The sequence below is a fragment of the Pseudomonas sp. NPDC088368 genome (assembly GCF_044753445.1).
GTDB classification, from domain to species: domain Bacteria; phylum Pseudomonadota; class Gammaproteobacteria; order Pseudomonadales; family Pseudomonadaceae; genus Aquipseudomonas; species Aquipseudomonas bambusae.
This window is the reverse complement of sequence record NZ_JBIVNG010000005.1, coordinates 323685-347474: the sequence shown is the minus strand read 5'-3', so window position 1 is coordinate 347474 and position 23790 is coordinate 323685. Positions and strand designations below refer to the sequence as shown.

The window sequence follows — 23790 nt, the reverse complement described above, 5'->3', positions numbered from 1 at the left end:
TTCCAATGGCACCACTTACGCTCAGTACGCCAAGTGATCGTTTTTGTTTTCGGCAGGTGGTCGCAGGCACGAATCTGAACGCCACCGAACATGACCGAATAAGCGCTCACGCTGCCACCTTCCCTTCGCTGATCAGGATGTCGATGGTCCGCACCACGCCTTCCATGTGCATGACGCGCAATTCGTCGCGGCTGAACTCGGTCTTGCTGCGCGCATCAACGGCGTCATGACAAGCCGAACAAGCCCAGGCGGCCTGTAAGTCGTGAGGCTTCAAACCTGCGCCGCAACGTGTGCCGGTTAACCGGAAATGCGCGAGGACGGTTGTCTCGGGATTGCCATTGCACACACCCGGTACCCGAACCTGACAATCTCGGCCGCGTGCGGCCTTGGTCAACTTGGTTTGCCTCACAGGACACCTCCGAATTGGTATTCAGCCGGCGGCACCTGATGGGTGTATGCGCTCTCCAGCAGTGCGAACGTGCAATGCAGCGCGGCGACGAGGAAGGTGATCACTGGGCCAACTCCGCAGGGATGCCGACGACGAGGCCCAGCTTGTCAGCCACAACGGCACGGCAGATCGCGACAAGCGCCGAAGGGCCATGCAGCCAGTCGGTAGGCGCATTACTCCGGCGCGGGTACGCGACCCAACCTTGGCCAACGGCGCCACTTCCGATCTTGTGAGCCTCCAGCAAAGGCCCGGCATGTTCCCAGTTAGCGGACGGAGCGAAGCGAGCGCCGGTATCAGGCAAGAAGGGCCGCCATGGTGCGCCGTACTGAGGCGCTGCAAGCTCCACGGTGATTCCAGCCGCCCGAGCGACAGCCCAATCCAGCGCGGGACCGGTCAATGCATCGGTCTTAACCTCAATGAAATCGTTCAATTCATGCTCCCCCCGGTTCAGCACGGCACCCGCGCTTGATATTCATCTTCGCCAGCAACTGGGTACGCGCCGCCTGCCCGTCAGCTGGAACACCTTGACGGCGCATCGTCGCGTGGATGAAGCGCTCTCCCTCCTCGGCCGCGAGCTCCAATTCACTTTTCTGGGTGTCGTGCCCGATGCCCACGGCGATGTCATCAAGCGGTTGACCCTGCACCAGCATTCGAATGGTGATGTCGTAGGCACGGTCGAAAATCTCGCTGGCCTTTGCTGAGGCCAGGTCCGCCAAGTTGTGCAGCTCACATTGCAGCGCCGCGTGCCGAACGGCAGGGTGGGACCAAGTCCGTGAAGCCGAGCGGCTCGGGTGTGAGTTCTCCAATGCTTCGCGGAATGCGATGTCATGGGAGGGGATGCCCAGCATCTCCGGCGTCGGCTGGCACCACTTGATGAACTTGCCGACACTGGGGGCGAAGTCGCCGCCGAGCCTGCGGCAGTTCTGGATGCCGTAACGGATCTGTTCAAGCTGTGTGATGTCCTCGGCCATGAACGCCTTGATCCAACTCCGCTTCGCAGCGGCCAACGTTGCGGCATCGGGCCAAGCCTGCTTCCACGCCGGGAATATCGCCTGCAACTCGCGGAACAGCGTGTTCACAACCTCGGCGGTGCCCGGCGGCAATTCGGTAGGCAAGGCAGGGATCACAGGCGGCAGGTTGCCCATGACCGACATGATCGAGGTGACGTGTTTGACCGGGGGCTTCTTCGCAACGCTCATCAAAGCGCTCCCAGATCGTGGGCCCAGCTGGTGTCGTCAAAATCAGGACCACCCCCGCGCGGGGGAAACGGAACCACCCGGGCGCCGTTCGCCTTGTCTCGCTTTACCCAGCCGACCAAGGCAGCGATCCACTGCTTCTCGGTTTGAGCGAGCCCCTTCGCTTCGTGATGCAACACGAAACCGGCGATCGCCTCTCGGGTGAACAGGGTGACGCATAACCCCGCTCGGGTTGCGTAGGCCTTCACCAAATCAGCGTGGGGGGTCCAGTCGAGCGACATCGCAAACGGTCCGCGCGCAGAGTGTGTAGATTCTCCTTTCCCTTCCCCTTCCCCTTCCACTCCGGGGGGGAGGCCTCCACTACCGCTCGACGACTGCTCGTCGAGTTGTCGCGGAGCATTCGACGACTCATCGGTGATCGGCGCAGTAAAAGCAGGGTGTTTGATAGTCGGCTTGTCGATCTTCTGGTGATGCCAGCCGTTGACGTGTAGGTAGAGCTTCGCCGAATGGGCGTAGATTGATAGCAGACCATTCGACTCCAGTTCGTCGACCAGTCCGGCTACCTGAGTGGATGTGACGTCGTCACCTGGAAACACCAGAGCTTTCAGAGTCTTTGGCGACAGCGGGTGATTGCCGGCGTCGTCACAGAAGTTCCAGATGCCAATGAACAGCAGGCGAGCGAGCGGACTGCACTCCATCACCTGTTCACTGGTCCAGAACTCAGGTTTTATTGAGCGGATACGGGCCATTACTTGCCCTCCTGTAGAAGCTCAGCCAGGCGGATCAAGCCCTTCGGCGTGACCAGCGGCTGAAACGCTGCGCGCTCAATACCGGTTTCGATATCGGGCTTGAGTGCAGTCACTTTGTGTTTGAGGTAGCCGGACCGGATGCGTGGCTCGCGGGCAATCCAGCGGGTAGAACCGCCACGGCGATATATCCAGCGGTTTTCCTGCATCCAGTCGAAGAGCTTCGACGGGGGCATACCCAGTTGCTTCGCCGCATCCGTGATGCAGATCGCGCCCTCGGCAGCGGCCAAGCGCTTGATGGCTGCGACCTTCGGCGCCTGAAGCTCGATCACACCCAGTAGGCGGGTGTTCTCCCGCGCTTGGTCTGCGGCAAGCTGGAGTGCTTCGGCGTAGTTGGCAGGGATGCGCGGTGCGCCCTGCTCTTCGAGTTCACGCCAGCGGCGGACCACTGCCATTCGCAGCGGAGCGCTATAGCCAGTCAGCAGGCAGTCGGTGTGCTCGCGGTCAAGCAGGTACTCGGTCTGGTTCCGCTTCATGCTATCCAGATAGATGTGAGCAAAACTGCTCACATCCTCATGAAGGTCGCGGACCATAGTTTGAATGTCCCGCTTCACGTCGGGATGACGCTTGCCAGTCAGCTCGGCGATCTCGCGCGACGACATCACCTGACGCGTCAGGTTTTGATATATCGGAAAACCTGACGCGCTTGGCGGGCTATTGCTCTGGTTGGTGGCTGTGTGCATAATCGACCTCACATGTGTTGTTGAAAGAGCCGGGTTGCAGCCCGGCTTTTTTGTGCCTGCGATTCAGGCGCCCGGCGCATCCGTGATAGCTTTTTGTTTCCACACGCAAAAGCCGCGGGAGCCAGACACGACTGCCCAGTTCGATACCGAAATCGCCTTCGCGCGTTCACACGTCAACAATTCACCAATTCCCGATGAGGTCATTTCGGGCCTCGAAAACTACGTGAAGACATGGAACATGATTCGGACCGAACCCAACCAAGACTGAGAAATGCGGCGTAAAACGCCTCGCGGCTGCTCTCGTCAGTACGCAGTGTTTGTGTCTTGCGGGAAATGCCGCGCTTCAGGCTCATCTCAAGCCACCTTCACGGATGCTTTCAGTTGCGCCAGTGCCCGCTCGGCGTCGTCGATTTCGCGAAGAATCCGCGCGCGCTCAACTTGATTGACTCGGCCGTCAGCCATCGCTTTGTTGGTCTCGACCGTCACTTCGGCGAATTCGAGCACCGCACGGCCCAGCGCCTGGTGGATATCAATTACAGCGGGCGCTTCGGCTTTCACGATTGAGTAACCGAACTCCCCAGCAAGAGCAGCCAGCGGACGCATGTCTTCCGTATGCAGGATCAGCGCATACAGATGCTTCACGTTGAACCAGGCACCGTCGTAATTCGCGTTCGCACGCTGGAGCAGGCTCACCGGTGGCATGTTCATCAGCGTGGCAAGATTCTTCGTGTTCGCGTCCTCGACGGCTGCGTCACATGCCCTCAGAAATTCCTGCATTCCTAAAACCTCAGATTTGTTTATGTGGCTGCTTGCTATCACGCGTTGCAAAATGTGTCTGTCGCAGGGAGATCAAGCAGCGCCGAGCAAAACTTTGTGAGCCAAATCAATCAGATCAGGACGAAGGCCAGCGATTTTGATTTCACCACCAGAAGCGTCCTGAAGACGTTCGGCAAGCTCGGCAGAAGCTTTCCGATGGCCACCTGCGAGCTGCCAGAGGTGGCCAACAGTGGTGTTTGCGGCATCGGCTACTTGCTTGCGGCGGTCGGGCGTGGCACTGGCGAGCCAGCCGCGCAGGTGGTCATTCATAGGGGCTCTCCTAAAGATAGGAGAAATTTAGCTTAGGGCTAATATCAGAGCAAGGAATATTTAGCTATGGGCACATTTAGCATTGAGCTAAACACTGGCATTCTTGCCCGGATGGATATCTACGCAATTCGTAAGCAGCAGCTGATCAGGCTCATAGGCAACCAGAAGAAAGGCGAGTGCGCTGAACGCTGGGGGATGGCGCCTGCGCATCTCAGTCAGATCCTTTCTGAAAAAACGGCAAAGAACTTGGGTGACGATGTGGCTCGACGCATTGAAGCCATAGAAGCGTTGCCTCGTGGCTGGTTCGATTCTTTAACGCAGGACATGACGGCATCGGTCGTAACGGCTGAGATGTCAAAGGCGTTATCACCGCGCGAAGAACACGTTTCGACAGCTGCCGATCAAGTGCAACGTATGCTCGCGAAGGTCAAAGGGCTGTCGATCGAGGCCCGGGATCGGATTGTTGCCGCCGCTAAGGAGCCTGATGAAGGGGCGGCGAATTTGGTTCCAAGTAACCTATCGAACCTCAAGCCGACCCATGAGGAAATCGTCATTCCTCAATACGACATTCGCGCCGCAATGGGGCATGGACAGGTGCCGCCCGACTATCAAGAGGTGGTGCGTAATCTGGTGGTCCGCGAAGACATCCTGCGAGAGAAAGGCGTCACGTACACGTCCACCACGTCCCTTGGCATGATTAACGGCTGGGGCGAGAGCATGGCCGGCACGATTAACGACAAAGACATGGTCATTGTCGACAAAGGCGTGAGGGATTTCATCGGCGAAGGTATCTACGTTCTGACCTGGCACAACGAGCTGTACATCAAGCGCGTGATGCGGCTGGATGAAGAGCATTACCGACTCATATCGGATAACCAGCACTACGAGAATCAGACGGCGCGGATTGACGACGTAACGATCCATGCAAAAGTTCTGCTGATCTGGAATGCGCGCAAGGCGTGATCATCGGCATAGTGGTAAACGCCAGCAGGGCTGTGATCGGCAATCAAACTACGTGACGGAAGTAGGATGGTGTCAGGACCAAGGAAGGCCCTGCCCCATCGCGGGCTTTTATTTTGCCCGCAATTTGTGCCCTACGCGTGATGCTCCAAATACTCACTTAGCGCCTTGCGAGTCAGATCGTTCAGGGAAATGCTCTGCCGCGTTGCGGCCACGCTAGCAGCCAAGTGCAGGTCATGCCCTACCCTCACGTTGAACGATCCCTTGCACGGAATTTCCGGGTCATGCTTGAGCGACTCGCAGGTGACCAGATAATCGTCTACCGCTTCATGGAACGCCTGGGTCAATTCAGCAACCGTCTCCCCCTCATAGCTGACAAGGGAGCGAATAAACTGAAGCTTGCCGAACAGGCAGTTGTCCTCGGGGCTGGCCTCAATGGAACCATAGTAACCGCGGTATAGCAGCATGGTGCTCATCAGATCAATCCTCCTGCCTTTAGGTGATCTATCACCTGACGTTTGACGTATGCCTTTATTTCGTTGCCCGGATGGGGCTTATGCAGGTTGATCATCGCGTGCGGGTTGCCGTTGTCGAATTTCACCCTGCTGCCGCTTCCTTCAATCTGGTGATACCCAAGCCCGATCAGCAGCGAAACTAACTCGGGCCAAGTCAATCCGGCCTGCTTATTCAGCAGCTTCGCGATCAGTTTTTCTTGCTTGGACATGAAGGCTCCCTATGTGCGACTAATTTTAGTCGCAATAAAGAATTATATCAAGCAGTCCGGGCGCTCGCGGACAGCCCGCAGTAAGCGGGCTTTTTTGTTCTCATCAGAAAGGTGCGGGCTCTTCCACCGCATCAAATTCTCCATGATCTTGGGCTCGCGGATCTTCGTCATCCGGGGCTTCCCAGCTCAGCGTTACAGAATCATCCTCATCGTTGAACGTCATCTCAATTCCGTCGACCTCGGCGAGCACGCCCATCACTTCACCCCATTCTCGATCACCATCGGTATCGAGCCGATGAATTCTGGCCCACTTTCGATCCTGAGCTATCGGATGGTTAACCATTCCAGACACCCTGAGCGTCAAGCGCTCTACTCCTGACATTGGCCTTGGCTCTTGTGATTTCTTATGCGGGCTTGCCATCAGCTACTCCTTATTGCTGGATGTATGTACAGTTATTTTCAAAGCTTAGCTCGCTGCTAACCCGCTCGTAAATACCCACCGTTAGATATTCGTCATACCGATAGCGTACGAAAGTCAGGAAAATAAATTTCACGCAAAGCTAAATTATTTAGCTGGGAGCTATTGACGTTATTTTAGCGCATGGCTAAATTAGCTCCATCGCCAGCGACAACTCGGCGAAGGGGCGACGCCCCGGCGCTCTTTAAAAACCGAACGAAACAAACAACGAATAGACCGCACTGCCTCTACCGGCGACCGGTGATCAGACAGGCGAACGAGGAAAGCCTGCCAACGACAGGGAGAACCCTGTACGGCTGATCAAGGGCGAAATACCCGAACCGCGCGAATGACCCGGCAAGCAATGCGCACCGCCATCCCGGCGGCAGATGGGAGATACACCAATTCAAAAAATAGCGCTCCGAGCTTCGGCATTGAGGGGCGCCGGACCTCATGCACCCTGCCCCAATCACCCGGGCACACAGAGCTGCAGCGTGCATGTTGTAGAGACCTGCGATCCATGGCGAACAGATGCTGATTGACGCCACGGGGAGGAAGCTCGAAGCCCACACCGATCAAGACCGGCCAGTCCTGCAATCAGCAGCGGGGAACGGGCCAACATCGCTGATGCGTTACCCCGACCTGTCGCCAGTAGCGAGGTCGGGATTTCACCGACTGGCCTTCGAGGTTGAGGGCCAGACGGGAAATCGACCGAACACATATGGAGCAGCAACCATGGAACAGACCCTTCAGCAACTCATGGCGGACCGCGTCTCCGAATACGCACAGTCCGATCGCCCGCGACAATTGATCGACGAAGGTATCGACAAGATGTTCAAAAGTGTCGTCGAGGATGCCTTCCGCTCGTACGGTACGATCGGCAAATCGATCAAAGAAGCCGTTGAAAATGCGTTCCCGGCAAATGTGACCGACGTGTTTGAGCTTCAGCGCTACAACGCGATGATCGCCAGCGCCTTGCGTGAGCGTTGGGAGGCATCGGGCTTGCAATCGACGATTCTCGCCCAGGCGGATGCCTCCATTGCGGAAGTTCTTAATGGCGAAGGGTTGCTCACCGGCGAGGTTTCTCTGAAAGCGCTGCTGGAAGAATTCATCGACGCGCATAAGGAAGAGGCTGCTCAGGAGCATTGGAGCGCACCAGAAATTCGGATCACCGAAGACGATTCCCATACGCGCAAATTCATCCACATCTACTTCGATCCTGCGCCTGAGGGCGGCGATCGCTACAACTACAGCAACTCGCGGCGCAGCGACTATTCGTTGAAACACAACCTCCACGTGATGATCGAGGGTGAGCGAGATACCGAAGATCGCTGGCAGCCCAAGGTTGCATTCGGGCAGGTGTATAGCGCCCAGCTGGATGACAAGAAAATCACCCTGAAGAAAACCGTTCGCAGTAAATGGGAACGGATGCTCGCATCGCTCTACTTTGGCAATGCCGTCCTTCTCATCGATTGCGAAGAAGGCGACTTCTCCTACGGCTTCGACGACTGAGGCTGCGCTGAGATGGCAGAGGAGATTCAACATGCACCACCCACACCCCGAAGCGCCCGGGAGGCCGACAGTAGAAACTCCAACCCTTGTCGGCAGAATTGAGGCGGCGCTGATGACGCTGGCCTGCCAGGGCAATCCCGGACTGGCGACGAAAATGTCCCTGATGCACCCCAGCACTGAACTCAACTCATCAGGGTGCAGCAAGTTCGCAACGATCGTTCTTACTCAGACAATTGCTGCCTTAGTAGAAGCTCTGCCTGATCAGCGCTCTGAGCAGATTCAGCGAGAACTAGAAGCATACCTTGCTGAGTTTTACGGGCCTCGATAACGCCATGCCACATGCCGTTTTCCAGCTCGATTACATCCCCCGCCTCAATCGCCCTACCTGACTCATAGACCTTCGGCAGATGACTGCCGAAGTCGCGGTCGTGTTTCAACTTGTAGGTGTGCATCTGCGCATCGCCCTCCTTTGCAGGCTGTGTTGTGTGAGAGCGCTCAGCCTAGCGCAAGGCCCGTCACCTGGGCAGTGGTGAGCTGGCCGCCGGCCTCCCTGATTCACCAATGCAGCTTGCCACCAGGCTGCATTGGGAATGCCACGTCCTGAGGAAAGATCATGCCGAGAACCAAAGAATCACCCCTTCCGAAATTCGTCGTTCGCCTGCCGGACAATCTCCGTGAGGAAGTTGAGATTGCAGCGGATGCGGCAGACACGTCCATGAACACCATCTTCGTTCGCGCCCTTCGCCAATTCCTGGACAAGCAGGCGCGGCAGGATCTGCTGCTGGACGCCTTGGCCCACGCAGCAGCGCAAAGGAACGGCGCCGCTGGAAATTGATTTCGCTGGCTGGCCTTCCAACGAGGGCCAGATGGGAAATCACCCACCCTGAGGAACACCCATGAAATCAAAAGCGTTACTGCTGGCCGTGCTACTGAGTGTTTCGGCCGCCGCCAGTGCGGCATCGCCTACCCTACGTTTCTGCACCGGCGGCGAAGGTGGCTTCTATGAAAGCCTGGGTACCAGCATCGGCAACACGATTGCCAAGCAGGACGGCGGCGAGGTGAAGATCATCAACACCGGCGGTAGCGTCGAGAACGCCGAGAAGCTAAAAGACGGCGCGTGCGATATCGCGGTCATCCAGAGCGACGCCGTCATCAGCCTGCCGATGCCCGCCGACCTCAAGGTCAGCGATGCGCATCAGGAGGTCATCTACTGGCTTCACGGCAAGGCCGGTGTGGATGACTTCGGCAAGATGGAGAAAGACAGCGTCGCGGCGAAATACGCCTTCGCTGCGGTGTCCGGTTCCGGTGCGCTGATCACCGTGCGTAACTGGATCAAAACCGACAAGGACTACGAAGGCGCGCGCATCGTCGAGTTTGATGATTGGTACAGCGCTGCTGAGGCGGTCGCCCAGGGCTATGTCACGAAGGCTGGTGTCCGGATCGAAATCGCCGGGATGCTGTACATCGGCCGGTCCGGGAAGATCCCGAGCGATATCACCGCCGATTTCAGCAAACAGGTCATGATCGGCGAAGTGAACGACAACTCGTTCGAAGATGCCAAGGACGCCAACAACAACCCGCTGTACACGCATTGCGTTGTCGATAAGGAAGGTCAGAGCGGGCTGGAAACCTCCACTATGGGCAAGCCCGACACTTACTGCCTGCGCGCTCAGATCGTTTTCAACAACGACTACCTGAAGAGCATGCAGCCGGATGAAGCCAAGAAGGTCCGTCGGGCAGTGGACAAGGGCATTAACAGCGTCGTGAAGGTGGTGCGGTGATCAGCCGCTTAATCCTCCTGCTATTGGTTGGCGCAGCTTTACTGCTCGCCGCCAGCTTTCTGCACATCATCTCCATCGCATACCTGGCTGGCATCGTCAGCGGTTTGCTCCTAGGCATGGTGATGTGGTTTCGGCTGAGCAGGTAAGGGTCGCAGATGGAAGCAACAGGTAAGCGCGTTCAGATCGAATTAGAACACGCCGCGGGCTCGATGAAGTTCGACGGTGATCTTGCTGAGGGATTGTTTCTAGCTGCCCGGCACCTTACCGGCCAGGAGCGATTGTGTCTCATCGCAAAATTGCAGGAGAAGCACTTAGAGCTTGAAGCCCTAGGGCGCTGAAGGTCAGCCGTACCGACACAACAGCGCAGTTCCTTTGGCAATTACGATCGGCGGGCATTTGATCGAGGACGGGAATCGGATTGAGCGAGATGAGTTAGCCGTAGCTCCTCGCGAATCTGCGCAACAAGGTCCGAAATCGCGCGCATTGTGGTCAAGTTTGATACTGGTATGCCCGGTACAGTCAGATCAATCTCTTTTGTCTCAGGATTAATCAACTGGATGGTTAGGGTGCCGGCATCGTTCGGACTGCAGATGCACTCTACGGGCAGAAAGCTAGATTCGATGATATGTCGTAATTCGAGTGTCGATATCATTTTGTGCTCCTCCCAAGAACACTCGGTGTGGAGGGCAGAGGACCCTCAGTGCGATCTCGGATCTCATCCCTCTGACGTGTGGTCAGGCTAGCCTAAACCCATTCTCCTGGATCATGAACCATCGATTTGATCTTAGACCAGGGCTCATCCATACGAATCTCGCCGATGGAAAACTGGCTGGCTCTGGCCGCTTCCTATGCAACCAATCGTTATGTCTGGCGACGCAGGTCATTAACTGACAAAGGGTTTCCAATCATGAGAAAAACCAATGGGCATACCGCCTCGCCCAGCATCCGCTAGCAGGATCCACGTACAAGGCGTGGCCAATTAGCAACGTGAAAAGCCCTGCGTCGACAGGGCTTTTTTTCGCCTCGCGTTTATCCGTCAGCACTCTCCCCTGCGCCCAACGGCAAACAGCGGGCGGCCAGAGTGCTGACGAGTGAACGCAACCAACTGAGGGAAAGGACATGAATCAGACAATCAGCCAGATGCGCGCCGTTCACGAAGCGTTGCGCCAGCGCACCCAGCAAGCCACTGCCGAGTTCAACGCCAAGCCACGCTTCGTTGTCATCCCGCACAGGAACAATCTGTTCGGCGTGGTAGACCGCAAGACCGGCGCCGAGCGCATCGAAGTCGCCGGTCACATGAACGCCTGCCGATCGGCGCAACAGTTCGAAAATACGGCCTCCTTTGTCCAGCATGCGCAGCTGGGTGTCGGTAGCTTCGCTCGCTGGATGCTTTGCTGGACAGCGGCTTTCGCGGTGATCCTCGGCGCCTTCGCTTTCATGGGGGTCAGTTGGTGAACTTCGTACCGCAGCCAGACCCGCACAAGCTCGCCATGCAACAGCTCAGCGCGCAGATCGATCACTACCTGGCCACGGGCCAACGCATCCAGCAGGTGCCGCCCGGCGCAACTGCTGACGTGCCCATGTTCGGCACAACCAGCCGCACCAAGAAAAAGAAGGCCAGCGCCAGCAATGCGCAGAACGAATAAGCGCGTCCACCAGAGGCGCCGACAGGCTTGGTTTGAGCTGTCGGCGCACCAGATCAACGAGGCACCCAATGGCAAAGACGGGAGCTGCGAAGCACTCAGCGGACTACCGGGATCGGCAGAACGCGATCAAGGAGAAGATGGGGATCGAGGTTCAGAAGATCGACACCCCAGTCGGCACGCGGTCGGGCCTGAACACCGCGATGAAGGAACACGGCTACAGCCAGATTCAGGAGCTTTGGCAGGATCTGGCGCTTTCGTTTCTTGCTTCTCCGTTTGAGGAACAGAAGCGGCGCCTCAGAAAACCTAGCGCGTCAGCTTTCGTGGTGACTCCAAAACTAGCGCGTCAGTTGAAAGAGGCCGGAATGGCCCAGGCGGACCCACATGCAGACGAAGAATGAACTGACGCTGGCTCAGTCAAAAACCTTGGCTTTTATCGCGGCTTTCCGTGAGAAAAACGGCTACTCGCCGACCATCGCCGAAATGGCCGAAGCCGCCAACGTGCACGGCAATGCGATTGCTGATCGCATCAACATGATGATCAAAAAGGGTGTGGTGATAAAGACGCCCGGTATCGCCCGAAGCATTCGGCCTGTGTGATAAACGCCGGTCACCACGTATAGCCCACCACCAACCTATTCGCCACCGTCCCGTACCGGAGGACGGCGCATGCAATGGAGAAACACATGAAATACCTCGCCCGGGTCAACCCGAAGTACTTCGCAGCAATCCATCAGTGCGCCGCCAAGGGTGATGTCCGCTACTACCTGAATGCGGTGCACATCGAGCCGCACGCGGCCGGCGGTGTCGTGATCGTCGCAACGAACGGCCACTTCATGGGAGCCATGCACGATCCGGATGGCTGGATTCATCCCGACCATAAGTCAGTTCTGATCGGCACAGTTTCTAAGCGGATGCTGTCGGCATGCATGTCCCGAAAAGGACCAGACGGCGAGCCACCTGCGGTGCTGTGGATATCGGAGAAATTCTCTCTGGTGAGCAGCTTTCCTGACATCACCGAAGAGCCAGAACTGTTCGGTCAGTTTTCTCATCTCACCGAGAAAACTGAGTTAGTCGACGGAAAATTCCCGGACTGGCGCCGCGTCATGCCGAAGCAGCGGGCACAGTTTGAAGGTGCATACCCCTGCCTGAACGGTGAATACCTGGAAGCATTCAACAAGATCGGCGTGATGCTCTCTGGACAGAAGCATTTCGGCGGCGGCGGGATGCACCTCGAAACCGGATCAGATAAGGGCTCGGTGGTCGTACGGTTCAACAGTCATGACCTGGTCGACCGCTTCGTAGGAATACTGATGCCTATGAGGGGCGAAGAGATGAAAGCCTTCTTGCCACCCTGGGCCGAGGTCGAGGCCGCGTCTGAGGCCGCCTGATCACACCACCGCATCAGCCGCCACCTCAATAGCAATGAAAGCCTCACCCTGGGTAATGAAGCCCATCGGCAGCAACCTCGATGGCTATTACCGCCTCAGCTGCAAGCCCAGAGGCTACAGGATATCTGACCAACCGATCCGCGACCGCATCCGCCAAGGCATCAACATCGATCCCTTTGCTACGGGCCTCAATGAGCACGTATCTCAGTGCGGTCTTTAGCGCTTTAACTCTGTCTTCGCTCATGGCTGTTCTCTCGCAGTACGGCAAGCGATGGCAAGGCAGCGCCAGCTAGTCGCCACTCGATCACGCCTGCTCCATTAGAAAATGGTGCTCGGCATCCTCCAGCGTGATCCAAGGAGGTTGCTGATTTTGAGTTCGCGAAAGCAGGAACGCCTTGGTGCGTTCTGTATTGAGTCTCTGATCGGTGGCTTCTAGATGCTCTACAAGGTCGCGAGGCATGCCGTAAATGCCGCACTCCTTGCACTGGCGGACCCAGAACTGGCCAACGCACGAAATTTCCCTGTCATGTGATTCGCAAATGACGCAAGTCATCACCGGTTCTCCTTGATTGGTTAAGACCAAAATTAGCGAACCCGCACTTTCAAGATCAAGCCTACTCGATGAGCTGCATCACAAATCGGTGTACAGCGAAAACGTCAGGGACGGATTGCAAGCTCGTATTCAAGGCGGCGGATCGCATTTATGGCCCGAACGGCGTCCGATTCGAGTCCGCTGTATCTGCCGATCAACTCCACCGCGCCATCGCATATCGCTTCGACGTGAAGGCCTTGTTCTTTCGCCGTAACAAGCAGCGCTTTAATCGCTACTTTCATTGCTATATCCCTGTCAGCGCTCATCACTACCTCCACTTATGAGAGGTGAGCGTAGGCCATGCGTGTGGCGGGTGGGCGAAACCTGAGCCGCCGCAATGGCGGCAGCTCGAATCGACAGGATCTGGCTGATGAGATAGCGCATATCTACGCTGCCCGCCGCTCGTCTAACCAGGTGGGCCAGGTTGCGGTTTGACCATCGTCGCCACGGTTTCTTGTATCTCTGCGATAGCCTGGTTCAGGTGCCATCGTGGGTGATTTCGATCTGTCACCAAAAGCTCGGCTGCGAACTCGGTTAAATCTTCCACATCCATCCCAGCCAGATGTGCTGTTTGAATGACAGCGTTCAACGCCAACTCCAGAGCTACTTCTCGATCCTCGCTCATGACGTCCTCCATTGCAGGAAAGTAAAGCTTAGCTAACTACCGATATGGCTGCCAGTGCCATGACAGAGCCTTGATCTCCGGCTTCATTGCCACTTCCATGGCTTCGCCCATGACGACCTCCGTAGTTGAGGTGATAAGGCGTAGGCCGCTCCTAACTCGCATGGAATCGACCAATGATCCACTATCACGGCACGCCAGTCGGCGGTAAGCGCGAGGACGCCGCGAAGTTCCTCGCCGGCCGGCACGCGCTGGTGCCATTTCCGCGCAAAGACGATCTAGGGATCGTCGCCGATGTGTGCAAGTCGTTTGTTTTCGACAATGGTGCGTTCACGGTCTGGAAGAAAGGGGGCCAGGTCGACGTCGACGGTTACACGCGGTGGGTTGAAGACTGGCACCGGCACCCTGGTTTCATTTGGGCGCTGATTCCGGACGTGATCGACGGCGACGAAGAGGCGAACGACGACCTCGTTCGCCAGTGGCCGGAGGAACTGCGGGGCGTGCCAGTTTGGCACCTGCACGAATCGCTTGAGCGGTTGCAGCGACTCGCCCGGTGTTGGGGAACTGTTGCCCTGGGCAGTTCCGGGCAGTGGGCCACGCCCGGCACCGGATCGTGGTGGAAGCGGATGAGTGCTGCGATGGATGCCATCTGTGATGAACAAGGCCGGCCAACTTGCCGCCTGCACGGGCTACGCATGCTTGACCCGGCCATCTTCCAGCACCTTCCTTTTGCCTCGGCCGACTCGACAAACGCCGCAGTCAACGGCGGCAGCATCAGCCGGTTCGGCATGTACGCCCCGCCAACCGCCGGGCAGCGCGCCAACGTGATCGCCGACCGAATCGAGGCGCATAACAGCGCTCCTGTCTGGCTTCGCGAATCGCAAACCGAAATGGCGCTCTGAGCGCCTGACCCACCCCTTCCCCTTTGAATCACGCCACTGGCGAGGATCAGCATGACCACTGCAATCGATTTGTTCGCCGGGCTCGGCGGATGGTCTACCGGTGCCCGCAAGGCGGGTGTCGAAGTTCTCTGGGCGGCAAACCACTGGCCGGTGGCGGTCGAGTGGCACGCAGCCAACCACCCGGACACCCAGCACATCTGCCAAGACCTGCACCAAGCCCGCTGGGAGCAGGTGCCCGCCCACGACATACTGCTGGCGTCGCCGTGCTGCCAAGGTCACTCGAAGGCCCGCGGGCAAGCGAACGGCAATCCACAGCACGATGCCTCACGCTCAACAGCCTGGGCAGTTGTGTCGGCCTTGGAGTTTCACCGGCCTGGGGTGGCACTGGTCGAGAACGTTCAGGAGTTCACCGACTGGGCACTCTACCCCGCTTGGGTCTCTGCTGTTCAGGCTCTTGGATACCAGGTCGCGCCGCACGTCGTGGACTGTGCAGATCTGGGCGTTCCCCAGCACCGCGTCAGACTGTTTCTGGTGCTGACACTTAGCAAGGCGCCTTTGATGCTCGAGTTGCACCGGCATCAACACGTGCCCGCTGCCAGCTTTCTGGACTTCAACGCTGGGAGATGGTCGACGATCGAGCGACCGGGCCGGGCGCTGGCCACGCTCAACCGAGTTCGCAATGGGCGCGAGCGCTTCGGCGATCAGTTCATCATGCCGTATTACGGGAAGGGCTCCGGCCTGACCGGGCGCGATATGAACAGACCGATTGGCACCATCACCACGCTCGACCGTTGGGCGCTGGTGCGCGGCGATGAGATGCGGATGCTCAGCGCCAGCGAGGCGCTGGGGGCCCAATCCTTCCCTGCCGACACCCTCCGCCCCAAAAGCCACAAGCTGACCATGCACATGGCCGGAAACGCGGTTCCTCCGCTCGCTGGACAGCGCGTAATCGAAGCGCTGATGGCTACCGCCTGACCAACCCCACCGTAACCTCCAGAGGTTACATCTCGAAAAGTAACCTGTATGGGTTACAGGGATATCCACATGAGAAATCTGATCTGGCGCCTGCTGGCCAAGCTGCTGGCGCGCCCTGCTATTGCCGACTGGTTGATCGCCCGCGCTCAGCGCACGCCCTACCAGCACATCATGTCAGCCGATGGCCAGGACACCTACATGGGCCGGTGGTGGCTGTTCAACCCGTACGACCGGGAGACCCACGTCGGCAAGCACTCCTGGTTCCCGTGGTCGATCCGGATCCATCACATCCTGCGCCCGGATGCTGACCGAGACTTGCACGATCACCCCTGGAACGCGCGCACCGTGATCCTGCGTGGCAGCTACACAGAGCAGCGGCTCCTCGAAGCTGGCGATCCTGCGCTGACCTCGCTGCGGATGGATGCTGCTGCGAAGTTGGGCACTTGGGAAAAAGCTTGGGAGGCCACGGAATACATCGACCGTCGTCTTGGTGACACCGCCAGACTGAAGCACGGCGAGTACCACCGCATTGACTCGGTCAGCGGGGGCGGCGTGTGGACGCTGTTCATCACCAGCCGCTGGAAAGGCGACTGGGGCTTCCTGGTGAAGGGCAAGAAGATCGATTGGCGCATCTACACAGGTGAGCAGCCATGACCGTCTATGTCGACAAAGAACAGATCCCTTACCGTCGTATGAAGATGTGCCACATGCTCGCCGACACCGAGGAGGAGCTGCACGCCATGGCCGACAAAATCGGCATCGCGCGGCGCTGGCACCAGTTCCCCGGCACGGTGAAGAGCCACTACGACATCTGCCTGAGCAAGCGGGCGTGCGCCGTTCAATTGGGCGCAAAGGAAATTGATCGAGACGAACTGGTCGCTATCATCAACGGGCGGCGAAAAGCTCTGCTGCACAAGTAACCCGCAGAAAATCCTACACCAGCCCAGAAAAACTTACATTCCGCCCGAAAGCCGATGTTTATTTATAGCGGCGAGACCCTTTACGCGGCAGTGGCTCAGGCTTCGCTGAGTCCGCGGAGTTCCTGAGCGACTTCTTGCCGATCAGCTCGTAAGCTCGACCGACGCCCCATTTGATAGCCTGGGTCATCGTATGGTCAGGACGCGAGTCGTAAACCTCTTCAAACAGCATCGCGCCGCTTGAGGCGTACACACCGATAAATAGCTGAACACCCACTGCCGGGCAGTGACGTACCTGGATGTTGATCGATTTTCCGTCGTCGAGTCGCTCGTCATGGTCGCGGAAATGCAAGTCAGACTTGTTCCAATCCCAGTACTTTTGGCCGCGTATCCGCATAGCATCCCCCCAATTCGGAGAGGATTATGCAGTCGAAATATGGCAGATCAAAGGACCAACTTCGGTATCGAGGGTGCCGGGTCTACTTGCCGTAACCCTGCTGCATCAGGGCTGGAGCGTCAGGATGACCCAAATGCAGATGCAGTGCTGCGAAGGAAGCTTCCTGTGCAATGACCGCTGTCTTCCACGCAGCATTTCCCATCGTGGAAATCATCACCATTTTCATCATGTTGATGGTTGATTCATCCAGAGCTAGCAGGAGCGTATGCGCGGTAAAACGGAAGTCATCTGAGGTTTGCATTCGGAAAAACCTTTCTGCTGAAAGCAATCGGTTATCGATTCCATCTATCTGTGAGCCGTAATTGATTGGGTAATTCAACCCGATCGGATCAGCGGTGAAAACTCCCGTTAACTATCCCAATTTCCGACTGCGCCTAAGCGTGGTGAAGGAGCAACTGTGCGCCTGAAGAAACATGAGCGCGAGCAGGTCCGCATGAAATACGGCGGCCGTTGCGCGTACTGCGGCATAGAACTTGGACTGAAGTGGCACGCCGACCATCTTCAATCGGTTCGGCGCGGCACCAGCCATCGCTGGGAGGGCAACGCCGAACGCCCGCAGAACCACAACCTCAACAACATGATGCCCGCCTGCGCGCCCTGCAACCTGAGCAAGTCGCAAATGCCGCTGGAAGCCTGGCGCGCATTCCTGGTGGGCCACGTCAATAGCCTCAACCTCTATCACCCCATCTATCGGCTCGCGAAAGCGTACGGCCTGATCGTCGAGACAGTGGCGCCGGTGGTGTTCTACTTCGAGAGACCGATGAACAGCATTAAAGAACGCCCGATCCTGTTCTCGGCGCCGATGGTGCGCGCCATTCTGGAAGGCCGGAAGTCAGTCACGCGCCGCGCGCTCAAAGTGCAGCCGCATATCGATGCGAGCGGAAATTTCTGCGTGGGGCAATACAACTACGGGCAGGATTTGGACGGCACGCCAATGACTAGGCACTTCGTCAAGAGTCACTGCCCCTACGGCCAGCCAGGCGACCGGCTGTGGGTGCGCGAGACGTGGGGGGTGATCAGTCACGACTTCGACGAGCACGGTAACATGATTGACTGGGTGCCTGACCGCCCTGCCACGCCGATCCGGGAGATGCCTTTCGGCCGCGGTTATTACTCTGGGCACGCGATCTACCGAGCCGACCGTGAGGCGGTATGGGCCAGTGATGATGACGGCGGCGGTGATGATCGCTCCGCATGGAAGCCGAGCATCCACATGCCCCGTCGGGCCAGCCGCATCCTGCTGGAGATCACAGATGTGCGCGTCGAGCGGCTGCAAGATATCAGCCGCCGCGACATTCGGGCGGAAGGCTTGGAGTGTCCACCAGAACTGGCGAGCGACGATGTGTCGCCTAACTACCGGGACTGGTTCCCAGCAGCTTGGCGCAAATTGTGGGAAGCCATTAATGGCGCCGGTAGCTGGGACAAAAACCCATGGGTATGGGTAATAACCTTCCGGCGCTTGCCTTGAATGGGCTAGTTCAACTTACAACGCGACCCTGGGGATCAATAACCCGAGCAAAAGGATATTTCTCCCGGAGACGCGCAAGCTCCTGCATGCAACCCATCTCCGAGCCATAGGTCTTCGTCTGCCATTGTTGTGTAGCGGATGACTTGTACTGCGCTTGGTAATTGGTCGACATGTGCACCTCCCTGAAAAACGAATATATAGCATAGCGCCACTATTTTTAAACCCCTTCCCCATCTATCCACATGCCTGCCGGTGTACGGCGGGCGAGGTATCAACTGTGTCCGATACAATTGAAAGCCTGAAGGAAGAAAACGCCAGGCTGCGCAAGCGCATCCTCGACTACTGCATGATCGACGACGTGCCGCTGCTGAAGCACTACCAGTCTTTCACTGACCGCAACAAACCATCGCAGCTGGAGTTTGACGTGGCGATCGACAAGCTGCGTCAGATCGGCGCCGGCGTCGACGGCGAAAACACCTACAAGCGCGAACTGTGCGATGTCATCTCCGGTGCCATGGCCTTCGGTTACCAGAACACGAACGCGCCGCCGGAAGGTCATTGGGCGAAACGGTTCTGGGACCTTGGCCGAGCAGAAGGCGCTGCGCGCGAGGAACTGACCGCAGCGTTGAAGCTGAATCGTGAAAACCTCCGCGCATGCCAGGCAACAATTCATCTATGCGGTGGCTTCGACCCGGCCTACGTCAACGATGCCCAAGCTGCGATGACAGTCGCCGACCAAGTCTTGGCAAAATACCCACCATTAGATCGCGCTGCACCCGGAGAGACTCATGACGGATATCCAACGTAAAACGATGTGCATCTACCACGGCAACTGCGCCGACGGGTTTGGCGCCGCCTGGGTGGTCCGCAAAGCTCTCGGCGATGGCGTGGAGTTTGTGGCGGGCGTGTACGGACAAGAGCCGCCGGATGTGACCGGAAAGAACGTCATCTTGGTCGACTTCAGCTACAAGTACGACGTTCTGTCGAGCCTCGCGCGCCAGGCACACAGCATCATTGTGCTGGACCACCACAAAAGCGCAGCGGAAGATCTGGCGCGCTTTGGGCCGTTCCATGCCGGCATTGAAAACGACATCCGCCACGACAACGGATCGCCCCTGCTTGGATGGAAAACTGCTCACGACATGGCCATGAGTCAAGGCGGCCCTGCGATAGCCTGCTGTTTCGACATGAACAGAAGCGGCGCGATGCTGGCGTGGGATCACTTTTTCCCTGCCCAGGAGCCTCCGCAGTTGCTCCGCCACATCGAGGACCGCGACCTATGGCTGTTCAAGTTGGATGGCACTCGGGAAATCCAGGCCAACCTGTTCAGCTATCCCTACGACTTTGAGGTTTGGGATCAGTTGATGGAGGCCGACGTGCAGGCAATGCGGGCCGACGGCGCCGCGATCGAGCGCAAGCATCACAAAGACATCGCGGAACTGGTAGCGGTGACCAAGCGGCGATTGGTGATCGGCGGACATGACGTTCCGGCCGCCAGCCTGCCATACACGCTAACCAGCGATGCGGGACACCTCATGGCACAAGGTGAGCCATTCGCTGCCTGCTACTGGGATACGCCAGATGGGCGAGTCTTCAGCTTAAGAAGCACCGATGCGGGCCTAGACGTCTCTGAAGTGGCCAAGCAGTACGGCGGTGGCGGGCATCGCAATGCGTCAGGCTTTCGCGTGCCTTTCGGCCACGAGCTGACACGTTGACGGATAGCGTCAATCAAGCAATGTGCAACAGTCGCGCCGGCGGTTTCTCGTCGGCCTTGTTGTAGAGATAGTCGCGCCAGCTACGAAAGGCGCGCTGTTGTCGATCAAAGGCTTCTTGCCATTCAAGAGTGCCGATGAGGTCGACTGAAATCGCCATCATCTGCTCGGTAGCGTTGTCGAGCTCTTTGATGAGATCGAGCGCGTTGGGGGTATCAAATACTTCCGGTTGCATAAATTCCTTTTCCTCTGGTTACTCAGTTGAGTAGCCAACCTCCTGATAGTGCTCAAGTTCCGATGAGCGGCTATTACCAACTGCCCAATATAGCCTGCATTACCGCGGGCAGGAGATACGCATGCCTGCGAATACTGAATACCGCATGAGCCCCAGGGTCGCGCTCGAACTGGCAGGGATTGTTCAGTTCGATCCGGCAAAGCGCGTTGAGCTGCTGGCGGAGTTTTTGGAACGGAATGGTGAGCACAACTTGATCGAGTTTTTCTCGCAGTTCATCGGCATGGCCAATTCTGTCGTCGCGAACTGCGCGGAGATGAGCGACCAAGTGCTCATCGAGGAATGCGGCGTGCACCCCGACAGATTCACCAGCGTGAACATGCCGACAATCATCGGCGCATGCCAAGGCGTGGTTCTTGCCAGCCTGTGTGACCCGAAAGGCGCGTGCCATGGGTGCGCCTACCGGCTTGGGTCGATAGCGAATCAATCACCTATCGCCACATCGGACGCGGCTTACAAAGCGCACGATCCGAAAGGTTTCCTGTGTCACGCCTACATGGATGAGACCGGTGAGCCGAGGCGCGCGTGTGTTGGCCACGCCAAAGCAAATAAACAACCACGCTTCGACAGCGCAACAGAAGAAGGCAACCCGCTATGAGCGCAGCTACAGTTCTGGAATTCCAAGAGTTGCAGCGGATCACCGGCTATACGCGCCGCGCCGACGTCGAGCGGACGCTGCGCGGGCAGGGAATCCGGATATTCCTCGGCCGCAACGGACCGTGGACGACCGTCGACCTGGTGAATCAGGCGGGCGGTCTGAAGCCGATGGATGAAGACAAATACGGTGCGGAGATCGTATGAAAAGAGGCCGGAAGCGCCAGCACAACCCGAACATCCCTGGACACATTGATCAGACGGCCCTCCCGCGCGACGTCTATTTCGACCATCGAGGGTCCGGCTGCTGGTACATCCTGTATTTCAATGAGGCTGGCCGGCGTCAGCGCGCGAATCTTTGCGCAGCGAACGTCACCCTATCCGAGCTGCATCGGCTCATCGAGGATCGCAAGGGCATTGACCGCGACAGCCTCCAATACCTGTGCGCCGAGTTCCACAAAAGCCTGCAGTTCACTAGCCTGGGCCAGAAAACTCAGGACGACTATTGCTACTCGCGCGACGTGCTTCTGGACTATCCCACCAAGCTGGGCAAGCCCTTGGGTGAGCTGGCAGTGAAGAAATTCACCCCGGCCCTGATTCAACGGATCATCGACAAGATCGCTCAACAAGGCACGCCATCGAAAGCCGCTCATGCCCTTCGCTATCTGCGCCGCACGATGCAATGGGGCCGTAACCGTGGATTCGTGACCGATAACCCAGCCAAGGGCATCGAGGCGCCCAAAGAGCGGAAACAACGACGTCTGCCTGATTCTGCGGTGATGACCAACCTCATCCGGTTCGCGCATCAACAGGGTCAGCTCAAGCGCGGACAGCCCGGCGCCTGCTCGCCCTACCTTTGGTATGTCATGGAGATTGGCTATCTATGCCGGCTACGGGGGATCGAGACCATCACCCTCACTGACGAGAACGAACTGCCTGAAGGAGTGCTGACCAACAGGCGCAAAGGCAGCCGCGACAACATCGTGCGCTGGACTCCCCGGCTTCGCGCGGCATGGGACGCCGCCAAGACGGTGAGGAATGAAATCTGGCAGCGGCGAAAAAAACCGGTGCCATTCCGTCCTGAGCAACGGTTCCTGATCGTTTCCGCCAGCGGTGGGCAACTTTCGAAGTCAGGTCTGGATTCCGCCTTCCAACGATTAATTATCCAGGCAATCGACAAGAAAGTTCTAACCGAAGAGCAACGATTTGGGATGCACGACTTCAAGCGAAAAGGCATCACCGACACAGTCGGGAATAGGTCCGATAAGCAAGAAGCTTCAGGGCACAAAGACGAATCCATGATGGATGTTTATGACCTGAGTTTGCCGATCGTTAATCCGTCAGCTGAGTAAATCGCTCTTCAACTTCGGTTGAACAGTCGCTTCAAATAACGGCTACTCTCCCCCCCCCCCTTCAATAACCGCGAAAGCGGATCGCTCAAAGCACCCTTCCCTCCCTTCGAGCTCTCCCACGAACCCCGCACCATCCTCCGGACGGAGCGTTTGGATCAGTTGCCCGACCTCAGTTATCCACAGTCCACGACCGTGCCAGACCCGAAGATTGCGACCCGAATCCCTACGTACAATAACCGGGTAGGTCCTCGGCCCGTTTGGCTTCAAGCTTATGCCTCGCGTACATTAAAATGCCTGCAACGTAGACAGATTGGCGATAAGGCAGCTGACTTGTAATCAGTAGGTCCCGGGTTCGACTCCTGGTGCCGGCACCATACAAAACAAGGGCTCGCAGAAATGCGGGCCTTTGCTTTTTCTGTTGGCCGTAACAAGCGAGCTGCCCATGGAATGGCTGAAAGATTTTTCAAACAACTATGCCAATGCCGTAACCGCCTTCGCAGCCATCGGCGCGTTTGTCCTTGCCTGGCGCACCCTTGCTTATCTGAAGCGAGAGTACCTAGCGAAATACCGGCCTTACGTTGTGCCCTTGGTTACCGCTGTGCCCGTACAGATGGATGCAGGAGATACCAAATTTCACGTTGTAATCCAACCAGTGAACGTTGGTCCCCATCCATGCAACATCAAGGTTTCAGAAATTCGCCTGCGAATTGGTGATGAGAGCTTTCCAGGTTCTGATCAACATGACTGGGTCCTGATAGGAACGAATGGCCTAGGTTTCAACTTTGACGGCGGCTTCATAACACAGGTGGGTATTCAACATATTCGCGAAGCGAGGTACAGCCAGAACCGCGTCGAGCTTACTTTCACCCTCGGTATGCGATCGATGGAAAACAAGAACGAGTCGACAAAAAAATTCCTTTATGAAATCGAGGTTCGTGGAGAGTTTCCCACGGTTGTCTATCGACCTGATTTGATTCGCTAAGGCCTCTGCGCTGATAACGAGGGTTCAATTCCCTTCACCCGCTCCAATGAGTTCAAGGTTTCCAGCGCTCCTTACCTGCTAGCGCATCCATCAGGGGGGGCGTATTGGGGACCATTTGATAAAAGCGACCGCAGACAGTCGCGCAGCCTGGATCCCACCTCAGGCTAGGAGCCAAATCCCAAAATCCGGGGGGTAGACTATCCGTACACTACCCGTACGCACGTCGGCGGCAGAGCCC

General features: G+C 57.5%; 40 protein-coding genes. 21 read left to right on the top strand and 19 right to left on the bottom strand.

Annotated features, from left to right (window positions below):
* Positions 1-106: 106 nt before the first annotated feature.
* The 7 genes from ACIQAL_RS13220 to ACIQAL_RS13190 all read right to left on the bottom strand — a co-directional run bounded on the left by ACIQAL_RS13220 (position 107) and on the right by ACIQAL_RS13190 (position 4219).
* Complete coding sequence (locus ACIQAL_RS13220; protein ID WP_401145927.1) at positions 107-409, bottom strand: DUF1364 domain-containing protein; 303 nt, start codon at positions 407-409, stop codon at positions 107-109.
* Positions 410-509: 100 nt separating this feature from the next.
* The gene (locus ACIQAL_RS13215) at positions 510-878 is read right to left on the bottom strand and encodes a phage protein NinX family protein (protein ID WP_401145924.1); all 369 of its coding nucleotides are present in this window, start codon (positions 876-878) and stop codon (positions 510-512) included.
* Between the two features lies 1 nt (position 879).
* Positions 880-1647, bottom strand: a complete 768-nt coding sequence (locus tag ACIQAL_RS13210; protein WP_401145922.1) for a replication protein P — start codon at positions 1645-1647, stop codon at positions 880-882.
* Positions 1647-2393, bottom strand: a complete 747-nt coding sequence (locus ACIQAL_RS13205) for a DnaT-like ssDNA-binding domain-containing protein (protein ID WP_401145919.1) — start codon at positions 2391-2393, stop codon at positions 1647-1649. Before ACIQAL_RS13205 ends, ACIQAL_RS13210 begins: the two co-directional genes overlap by 1 nt.
* Positions 2393-3052 (bottom strand): phage antirepressor KilAC domain-containing protein, encoded by a 660-nt coding sequence (locus ACIQAL_RS13200; protein ID WP_401146219.1) that lies wholly within the window; start codon positions 3050-3052, stop codon positions 2393-2395. Before ACIQAL_RS13200 ends, ACIQAL_RS13205 begins: the two co-directional genes overlap by 1 nt.
* Before the next feature lie 435 nt (positions 3053-3487).
* A complete protein-coding gene (locus tag ACIQAL_RS13195; RefSeq protein WP_401145917.1) occupies positions 3488-3910 on the bottom strand; it encodes a phage regulatory CII family protein in 423 nt (140 codons plus the stop codon).
* A gap of 72 nt (positions 3911-3982) precedes the next feature.
* Positions 3983-4219 (bottom strand): hypothetical protein, encoded by a 237-nt coding sequence (locus ACIQAL_RS13190; RefSeq protein ID WP_401145915.1) that lies wholly within the window; start codon positions 4217-4219, stop codon positions 3983-3985.
* Between the two features lie 66 nt (positions 4220-4285).
* Between ACIQAL_RS13190 and ACIQAL_RS13185 the strand changes: the two genes are divergently transcribed.
* Entirely contained in the window at positions 4286-5182 is an 897-nt protein-coding gene (locus ACIQAL_RS13185; RefSeq protein WP_401145912.1) for a helix-turn-helix transcriptional regulator, read from the top strand.
* 131 nt (positions 5183-5313) lie between these two features.
* Here ACIQAL_RS13185 and ACIQAL_RS13180 read toward each other — a convergent pair whose 3' ends face one another.
* The 3 genes from ACIQAL_RS13180 to ACIQAL_RS13170 form a co-directional block, all read right to left on the bottom strand.
* Positions 5314-5655 carry a type II toxin-antitoxin system HicB family antitoxin gene (locus ACIQAL_RS13180; RefSeq protein ID WP_401145910.1) on the bottom strand — a complete coding sequence of 114 codons (342 nt, stop codon included), beginning with the start codon at positions 5653-5655 and terminating at the stop codon, positions 5314-5316.
* Positions 5655-5903 carry a type II toxin-antitoxin system HicA family toxin gene (locus ACIQAL_RS13175; RefSeq protein ID WP_401145908.1) on the bottom strand — a complete coding sequence of 83 codons (249 nt, stop codon included), beginning with the start codon at positions 5901-5903 and terminating at the stop codon, positions 5655-5657. Before ACIQAL_RS13175 ends, ACIQAL_RS13180 begins: the two co-directional genes overlap by 1 nt.
* A 103-nt stretch (positions 5904-6006) precedes the next feature.
* Positions 6007-6324 (bottom strand): DUF1654 domain-containing protein, encoded by a 318-nt coding sequence (locus ACIQAL_RS13170; protein WP_401145906.1) that lies wholly within the window; start codon positions 6322-6324, stop codon positions 6007-6009.
* Positions 6325-7095: 771 nt separating this feature from the next.
* Between ACIQAL_RS13170 and ACIQAL_RS13165 the strand changes: the two genes are divergently transcribed.
* Positions 7096-7872 (top strand): hypothetical protein, encoded by a 777-nt coding sequence (locus tag ACIQAL_RS13165; RefSeq protein ID WP_401145903.1) that lies wholly within the window; start codon positions 7096-7098, stop codon positions 7870-7872.
* Between the two features lie 221 nt (positions 7873-8093).
* On the opposite strand, the gene ACIQAL_RS13160 is transcribed toward ACIQAL_RS13165, so the two are convergent.
* On the bottom strand, positions 8094-8324 hold the full coding sequence (locus ACIQAL_RS13160) for a hypothetical protein (RefSeq protein ID WP_401145900.1): 231 nt from the start codon (positions 8322-8324) through the stop codon (positions 8094-8096).
* Positions 8325-8485: 161 nt separating this feature from the next.
* Between ACIQAL_RS13160 and ACIQAL_RS13155 the strand changes: the two genes are divergently transcribed.
* From ACIQAL_RS13155 to ACIQAL_RS13145, 3 genes are all read left to right on the top strand, one after another.
* Positions 8486-8707, top strand: a complete 222-nt coding sequence (locus tag ACIQAL_RS13155) for an Arc family DNA-binding protein (protein ID WP_401145899.1) — start codon at positions 8486-8488, stop codon at positions 8705-8707.
* A gap of 61 nt (positions 8708-8768) precedes the next feature.
* Entirely contained in the window at positions 8769-9653 is an 885-nt protein-coding gene (locus tag ACIQAL_RS13150) for a TAXI family TRAP transporter solute-binding subunit (RefSeq protein WP_401145898.1), read from the top strand.
* A 155-nt stretch (positions 9654-9808) separates the two neighbouring features.
* Entirely contained in the window at positions 9809-9991 is a 183-nt protein-coding gene (locus ACIQAL_RS13145) for a hypothetical protein (RefSeq protein ID WP_296187835.1), read from the top strand.
* 41 nt (positions 9992-10032) lie between these two features.
* On the opposite strand, the gene ACIQAL_RS13140 is transcribed toward ACIQAL_RS13145, so the two are convergent.
* Positions 10033-10305: a DUF1652 domain-containing protein gene (locus ACIQAL_RS13140; RefSeq protein WP_401145895.1), complete on the bottom strand. Its 273-nt coding sequence runs from the start codon at positions 10303-10305 to the stop codon at positions 10033-10035.
* A gap of 467 nt (positions 10306-10772) precedes the next feature.
* On the opposite strand from ACIQAL_RS13140, the gene ACIQAL_RS13135 reads away from it, so the two are divergent.
* The 5 genes from ACIQAL_RS13135 (at position 10773) to ACIQAL_RS13115 (ending at position 12687) form a co-directional block, all read left to right on the top strand.
* A complete protein-coding gene (locus ACIQAL_RS13135) occupies positions 10773-11108 on the top strand; it encodes a hypothetical protein (protein ID WP_401145893.1) in 336 nt (111 codons plus the stop codon).
* Positions 11105-11299, top strand: coding sequence for a hypothetical protein (locus ACIQAL_RS13130; protein WP_401145891.1), 195 nt, complete (start codon positions 11105-11107; stop codon positions 11297-11299). Before ACIQAL_RS13135 ends, ACIQAL_RS13130 begins: the two co-directional genes overlap by 4 nt.
* 68 nt (positions 11300-11367) lie before the next feature.
* On the top strand, positions 11368-11697 hold the full coding sequence (locus ACIQAL_RS13125; RefSeq protein WP_401145889.1) for a hypothetical protein: 330 nt from the start codon (positions 11368-11370) through the stop codon (positions 11695-11697).
* A complete protein-coding gene (locus ACIQAL_RS13120) occupies positions 11681-11896 on the top strand; it encodes a LexA family protein (protein WP_401145887.1) in 216 nt (71 codons plus the stop codon). Before ACIQAL_RS13125 ends, ACIQAL_RS13120 begins: the two co-directional genes overlap by 17 nt.
* Before the next feature lie 86 nt (positions 11897-11982).
* A complete protein-coding gene (locus tag ACIQAL_RS13115; RefSeq protein ID WP_401145884.1) occupies positions 11983-12687 on the top strand; it encodes a hypothetical protein in 705 nt (234 codons plus the stop codon).
* Positions 12688-12730: 43 nt separating this feature from the next.
* Here ACIQAL_RS13115 and ACIQAL_RS13110 read toward each other — a convergent pair whose 3' ends face one another.
* From ACIQAL_RS13110 to ACIQAL_RS13095, 4 genes are all read right to left on the bottom strand, one after another.
* Positions 12731-12931, bottom strand: coding sequence for a hypothetical protein (locus ACIQAL_RS13110; RefSeq protein ID WP_401145882.1), 201 nt, complete (start codon positions 12929-12931; stop codon positions 12731-12733).
* A gap of 60 nt (positions 12932-12991) precedes the next feature.
* Positions 12992-13240: a hypothetical protein gene (locus tag ACIQAL_RS13105; protein ID WP_401145879.1), complete on the bottom strand. Its 249-nt coding sequence runs from the start codon at positions 13238-13240 to the stop codon at positions 12992-12994.
* A 104-nt stretch (positions 13241-13344) separates the two neighbouring features.
* A complete protein-coding gene (locus tag ACIQAL_RS13100) occupies positions 13345-13521 on the bottom strand; it encodes a hypothetical protein (RefSeq protein ID WP_401145877.1) in 177 nt (58 codons plus the stop codon).
* 164 nt (positions 13522-13685) lie between these two features.
* Positions 13686-13904, bottom strand: coding sequence for a hypothetical protein (locus tag ACIQAL_RS13095; protein ID WP_401145875.1), 219 nt, complete (start codon positions 13902-13904; stop codon positions 13686-13688).
* A 173-nt stretch (positions 13905-14077) separates the two neighbouring features.
* On the opposite strand from ACIQAL_RS13095, the gene ACIQAL_RS13090 reads away from it, so the two are divergent.
* The 4 genes from ACIQAL_RS13090 (at position 14078) to ACIQAL_RS13075 (ending at position 16698) form a co-directional block, all read left to right on the top strand.
* Positions 14078-14803 carry a hypothetical protein gene (locus tag ACIQAL_RS13090; protein ID WP_401145872.1) on the top strand — a complete coding sequence of 242 codons (726 nt, stop codon included), beginning with the start codon at positions 14078-14080 and terminating at the stop codon, positions 14801-14803.
* 51 nt (positions 14804-14854) lie between these two features.
* On the top strand, positions 14855-15778 hold the full coding sequence (locus tag ACIQAL_RS13085; protein ID WP_401145871.1) for a DNA cytosine methyltransferase: 924 nt from the start codon (positions 14855-14857) through the stop codon (positions 15776-15778).
* Positions 15779-15847: 69 nt separating this feature from the next.
* A complete protein-coding gene (locus tag ACIQAL_RS13080) occupies positions 15848-16432 on the top strand; it encodes a hypothetical protein (RefSeq protein WP_401145869.1) in 585 nt (194 codons plus the stop codon).
* Complete coding sequence (locus tag ACIQAL_RS13075; protein ID WP_401145867.1) at positions 16429-16698, top strand: DUF4031 domain-containing protein; 270 nt, start codon at positions 16429-16431, stop codon at positions 16696-16698. Before ACIQAL_RS13080 ends, ACIQAL_RS13075 begins: the two co-directional genes overlap by 4 nt.
* A gap of 58 nt (positions 16699-16756) precedes the next feature.
* On the opposite strand, the gene ACIQAL_RS13070 is transcribed toward ACIQAL_RS13075, so the two are convergent.
* Both ACIQAL_RS13070 and ACIQAL_RS13065 read right to left on the bottom strand, forming a co-directional pair.
* A complete protein-coding gene (locus ACIQAL_RS13070) occupies positions 16757-17047 on the bottom strand; it encodes a hypothetical protein (RefSeq protein ID WP_401145864.1) in 291 nt (96 codons plus the stop codon).
* Positions 17048-17174: 127 nt separating this feature from the next.
* A complete protein-coding gene (locus tag ACIQAL_RS13065) occupies positions 17175-17393 on the bottom strand; it encodes a hypothetical protein (RefSeq protein ID WP_401145862.1) in 219 nt (72 codons plus the stop codon).
* Positions 17394-17912: 519 nt separating this feature from the next.
* On the opposite strand from ACIQAL_RS13065, the gene ACIQAL_RS13060 reads away from it, so the two are divergent.
* The 3 genes from ACIQAL_RS13060 (at position 17913) to ACIQAL_RS13050 (ending at position 20335) form a co-directional block, all read left to right on the top strand.
* Complete coding sequence (locus ACIQAL_RS13060; protein ID WP_401146216.1) at positions 17913-18620, top strand: hypothetical protein; 708 nt, start codon at positions 17913-17915, stop codon at positions 18618-18620.
* 277 nt (positions 18621-18897) lie between these two features.
* On the top strand, positions 18898-19428 hold the full coding sequence (locus tag ACIQAL_RS13055; protein ID WP_401145860.1) for a hypothetical protein: 531 nt from the start codon (positions 18898-18900) through the stop codon (positions 19426-19428).
* Positions 19409-20335 carry a phosphohydrolase gene (locus ACIQAL_RS13050; RefSeq protein WP_401145857.1) on the top strand — a complete coding sequence of 309 codons (927 nt, stop codon included), beginning with the start codon at positions 19409-19411 and terminating at the stop codon, positions 20333-20335. The genes ACIQAL_RS13055 and ACIQAL_RS13050 overlap by 20 nt, the downstream gene beginning before the upstream one ends.
* A gap of 13 nt (positions 20336-20348) precedes the next feature.
* Here the strand turns inward: ACIQAL_RS13050 and ACIQAL_RS13045 are convergent, their stop codons facing one another.
* A complete protein-coding gene (locus ACIQAL_RS13045) occupies positions 20349-20567 on the bottom strand; it encodes a hypothetical protein (RefSeq protein ID WP_401145854.1) in 219 nt (72 codons plus the stop codon).
* 121 nt (positions 20568-20688) lie between these two features.
* Between ACIQAL_RS13045 and ACIQAL_RS13040 the strand changes: the two genes are divergently transcribed.
* From ACIQAL_RS13040 to ACIQAL_RS13025, 4 genes are all read left to right on the top strand, one after another.
* The gene (locus tag ACIQAL_RS13040; RefSeq protein WP_401145851.1) at positions 20689-21222 is read left to right on the top strand and encodes a hypothetical protein; all 534 of its coding nucleotides are present in this window, start codon (positions 20689-20691) and stop codon (positions 21220-21222) included.
* Positions 21219-21425 (top strand): hypothetical protein, encoded by a 207-nt coding sequence (locus tag ACIQAL_RS13035; RefSeq protein ID WP_296187798.1) that lies wholly within the window; start codon positions 21219-21221, stop codon positions 21423-21425. Before ACIQAL_RS13040 ends, ACIQAL_RS13035 begins: the two co-directional genes overlap by 4 nt.
* Entirely contained in the window at positions 21422-22570 is a 1149-nt protein-coding gene (gene xerC / locus ACIQAL_RS13030; RefSeq protein ID WP_401145849.1) for a tyrosine recombinase XerC, read from the top strand. Before ACIQAL_RS13035 ends, xerC begins: the two co-directional genes overlap by 4 nt.
* Positions 22571-23012: 442 nt before the next feature.
* Positions 23013-23552 carry a hypothetical protein gene (locus ACIQAL_RS13025; RefSeq protein WP_401145847.1) on the top strand — a complete coding sequence of 180 codons (540 nt, stop codon included), beginning with the start codon at positions 23013-23015 and terminating at the stop codon, positions 23550-23552.
* The last annotated feature ends 238 nt before the right edge of the window (positions 23553-23790 follow it).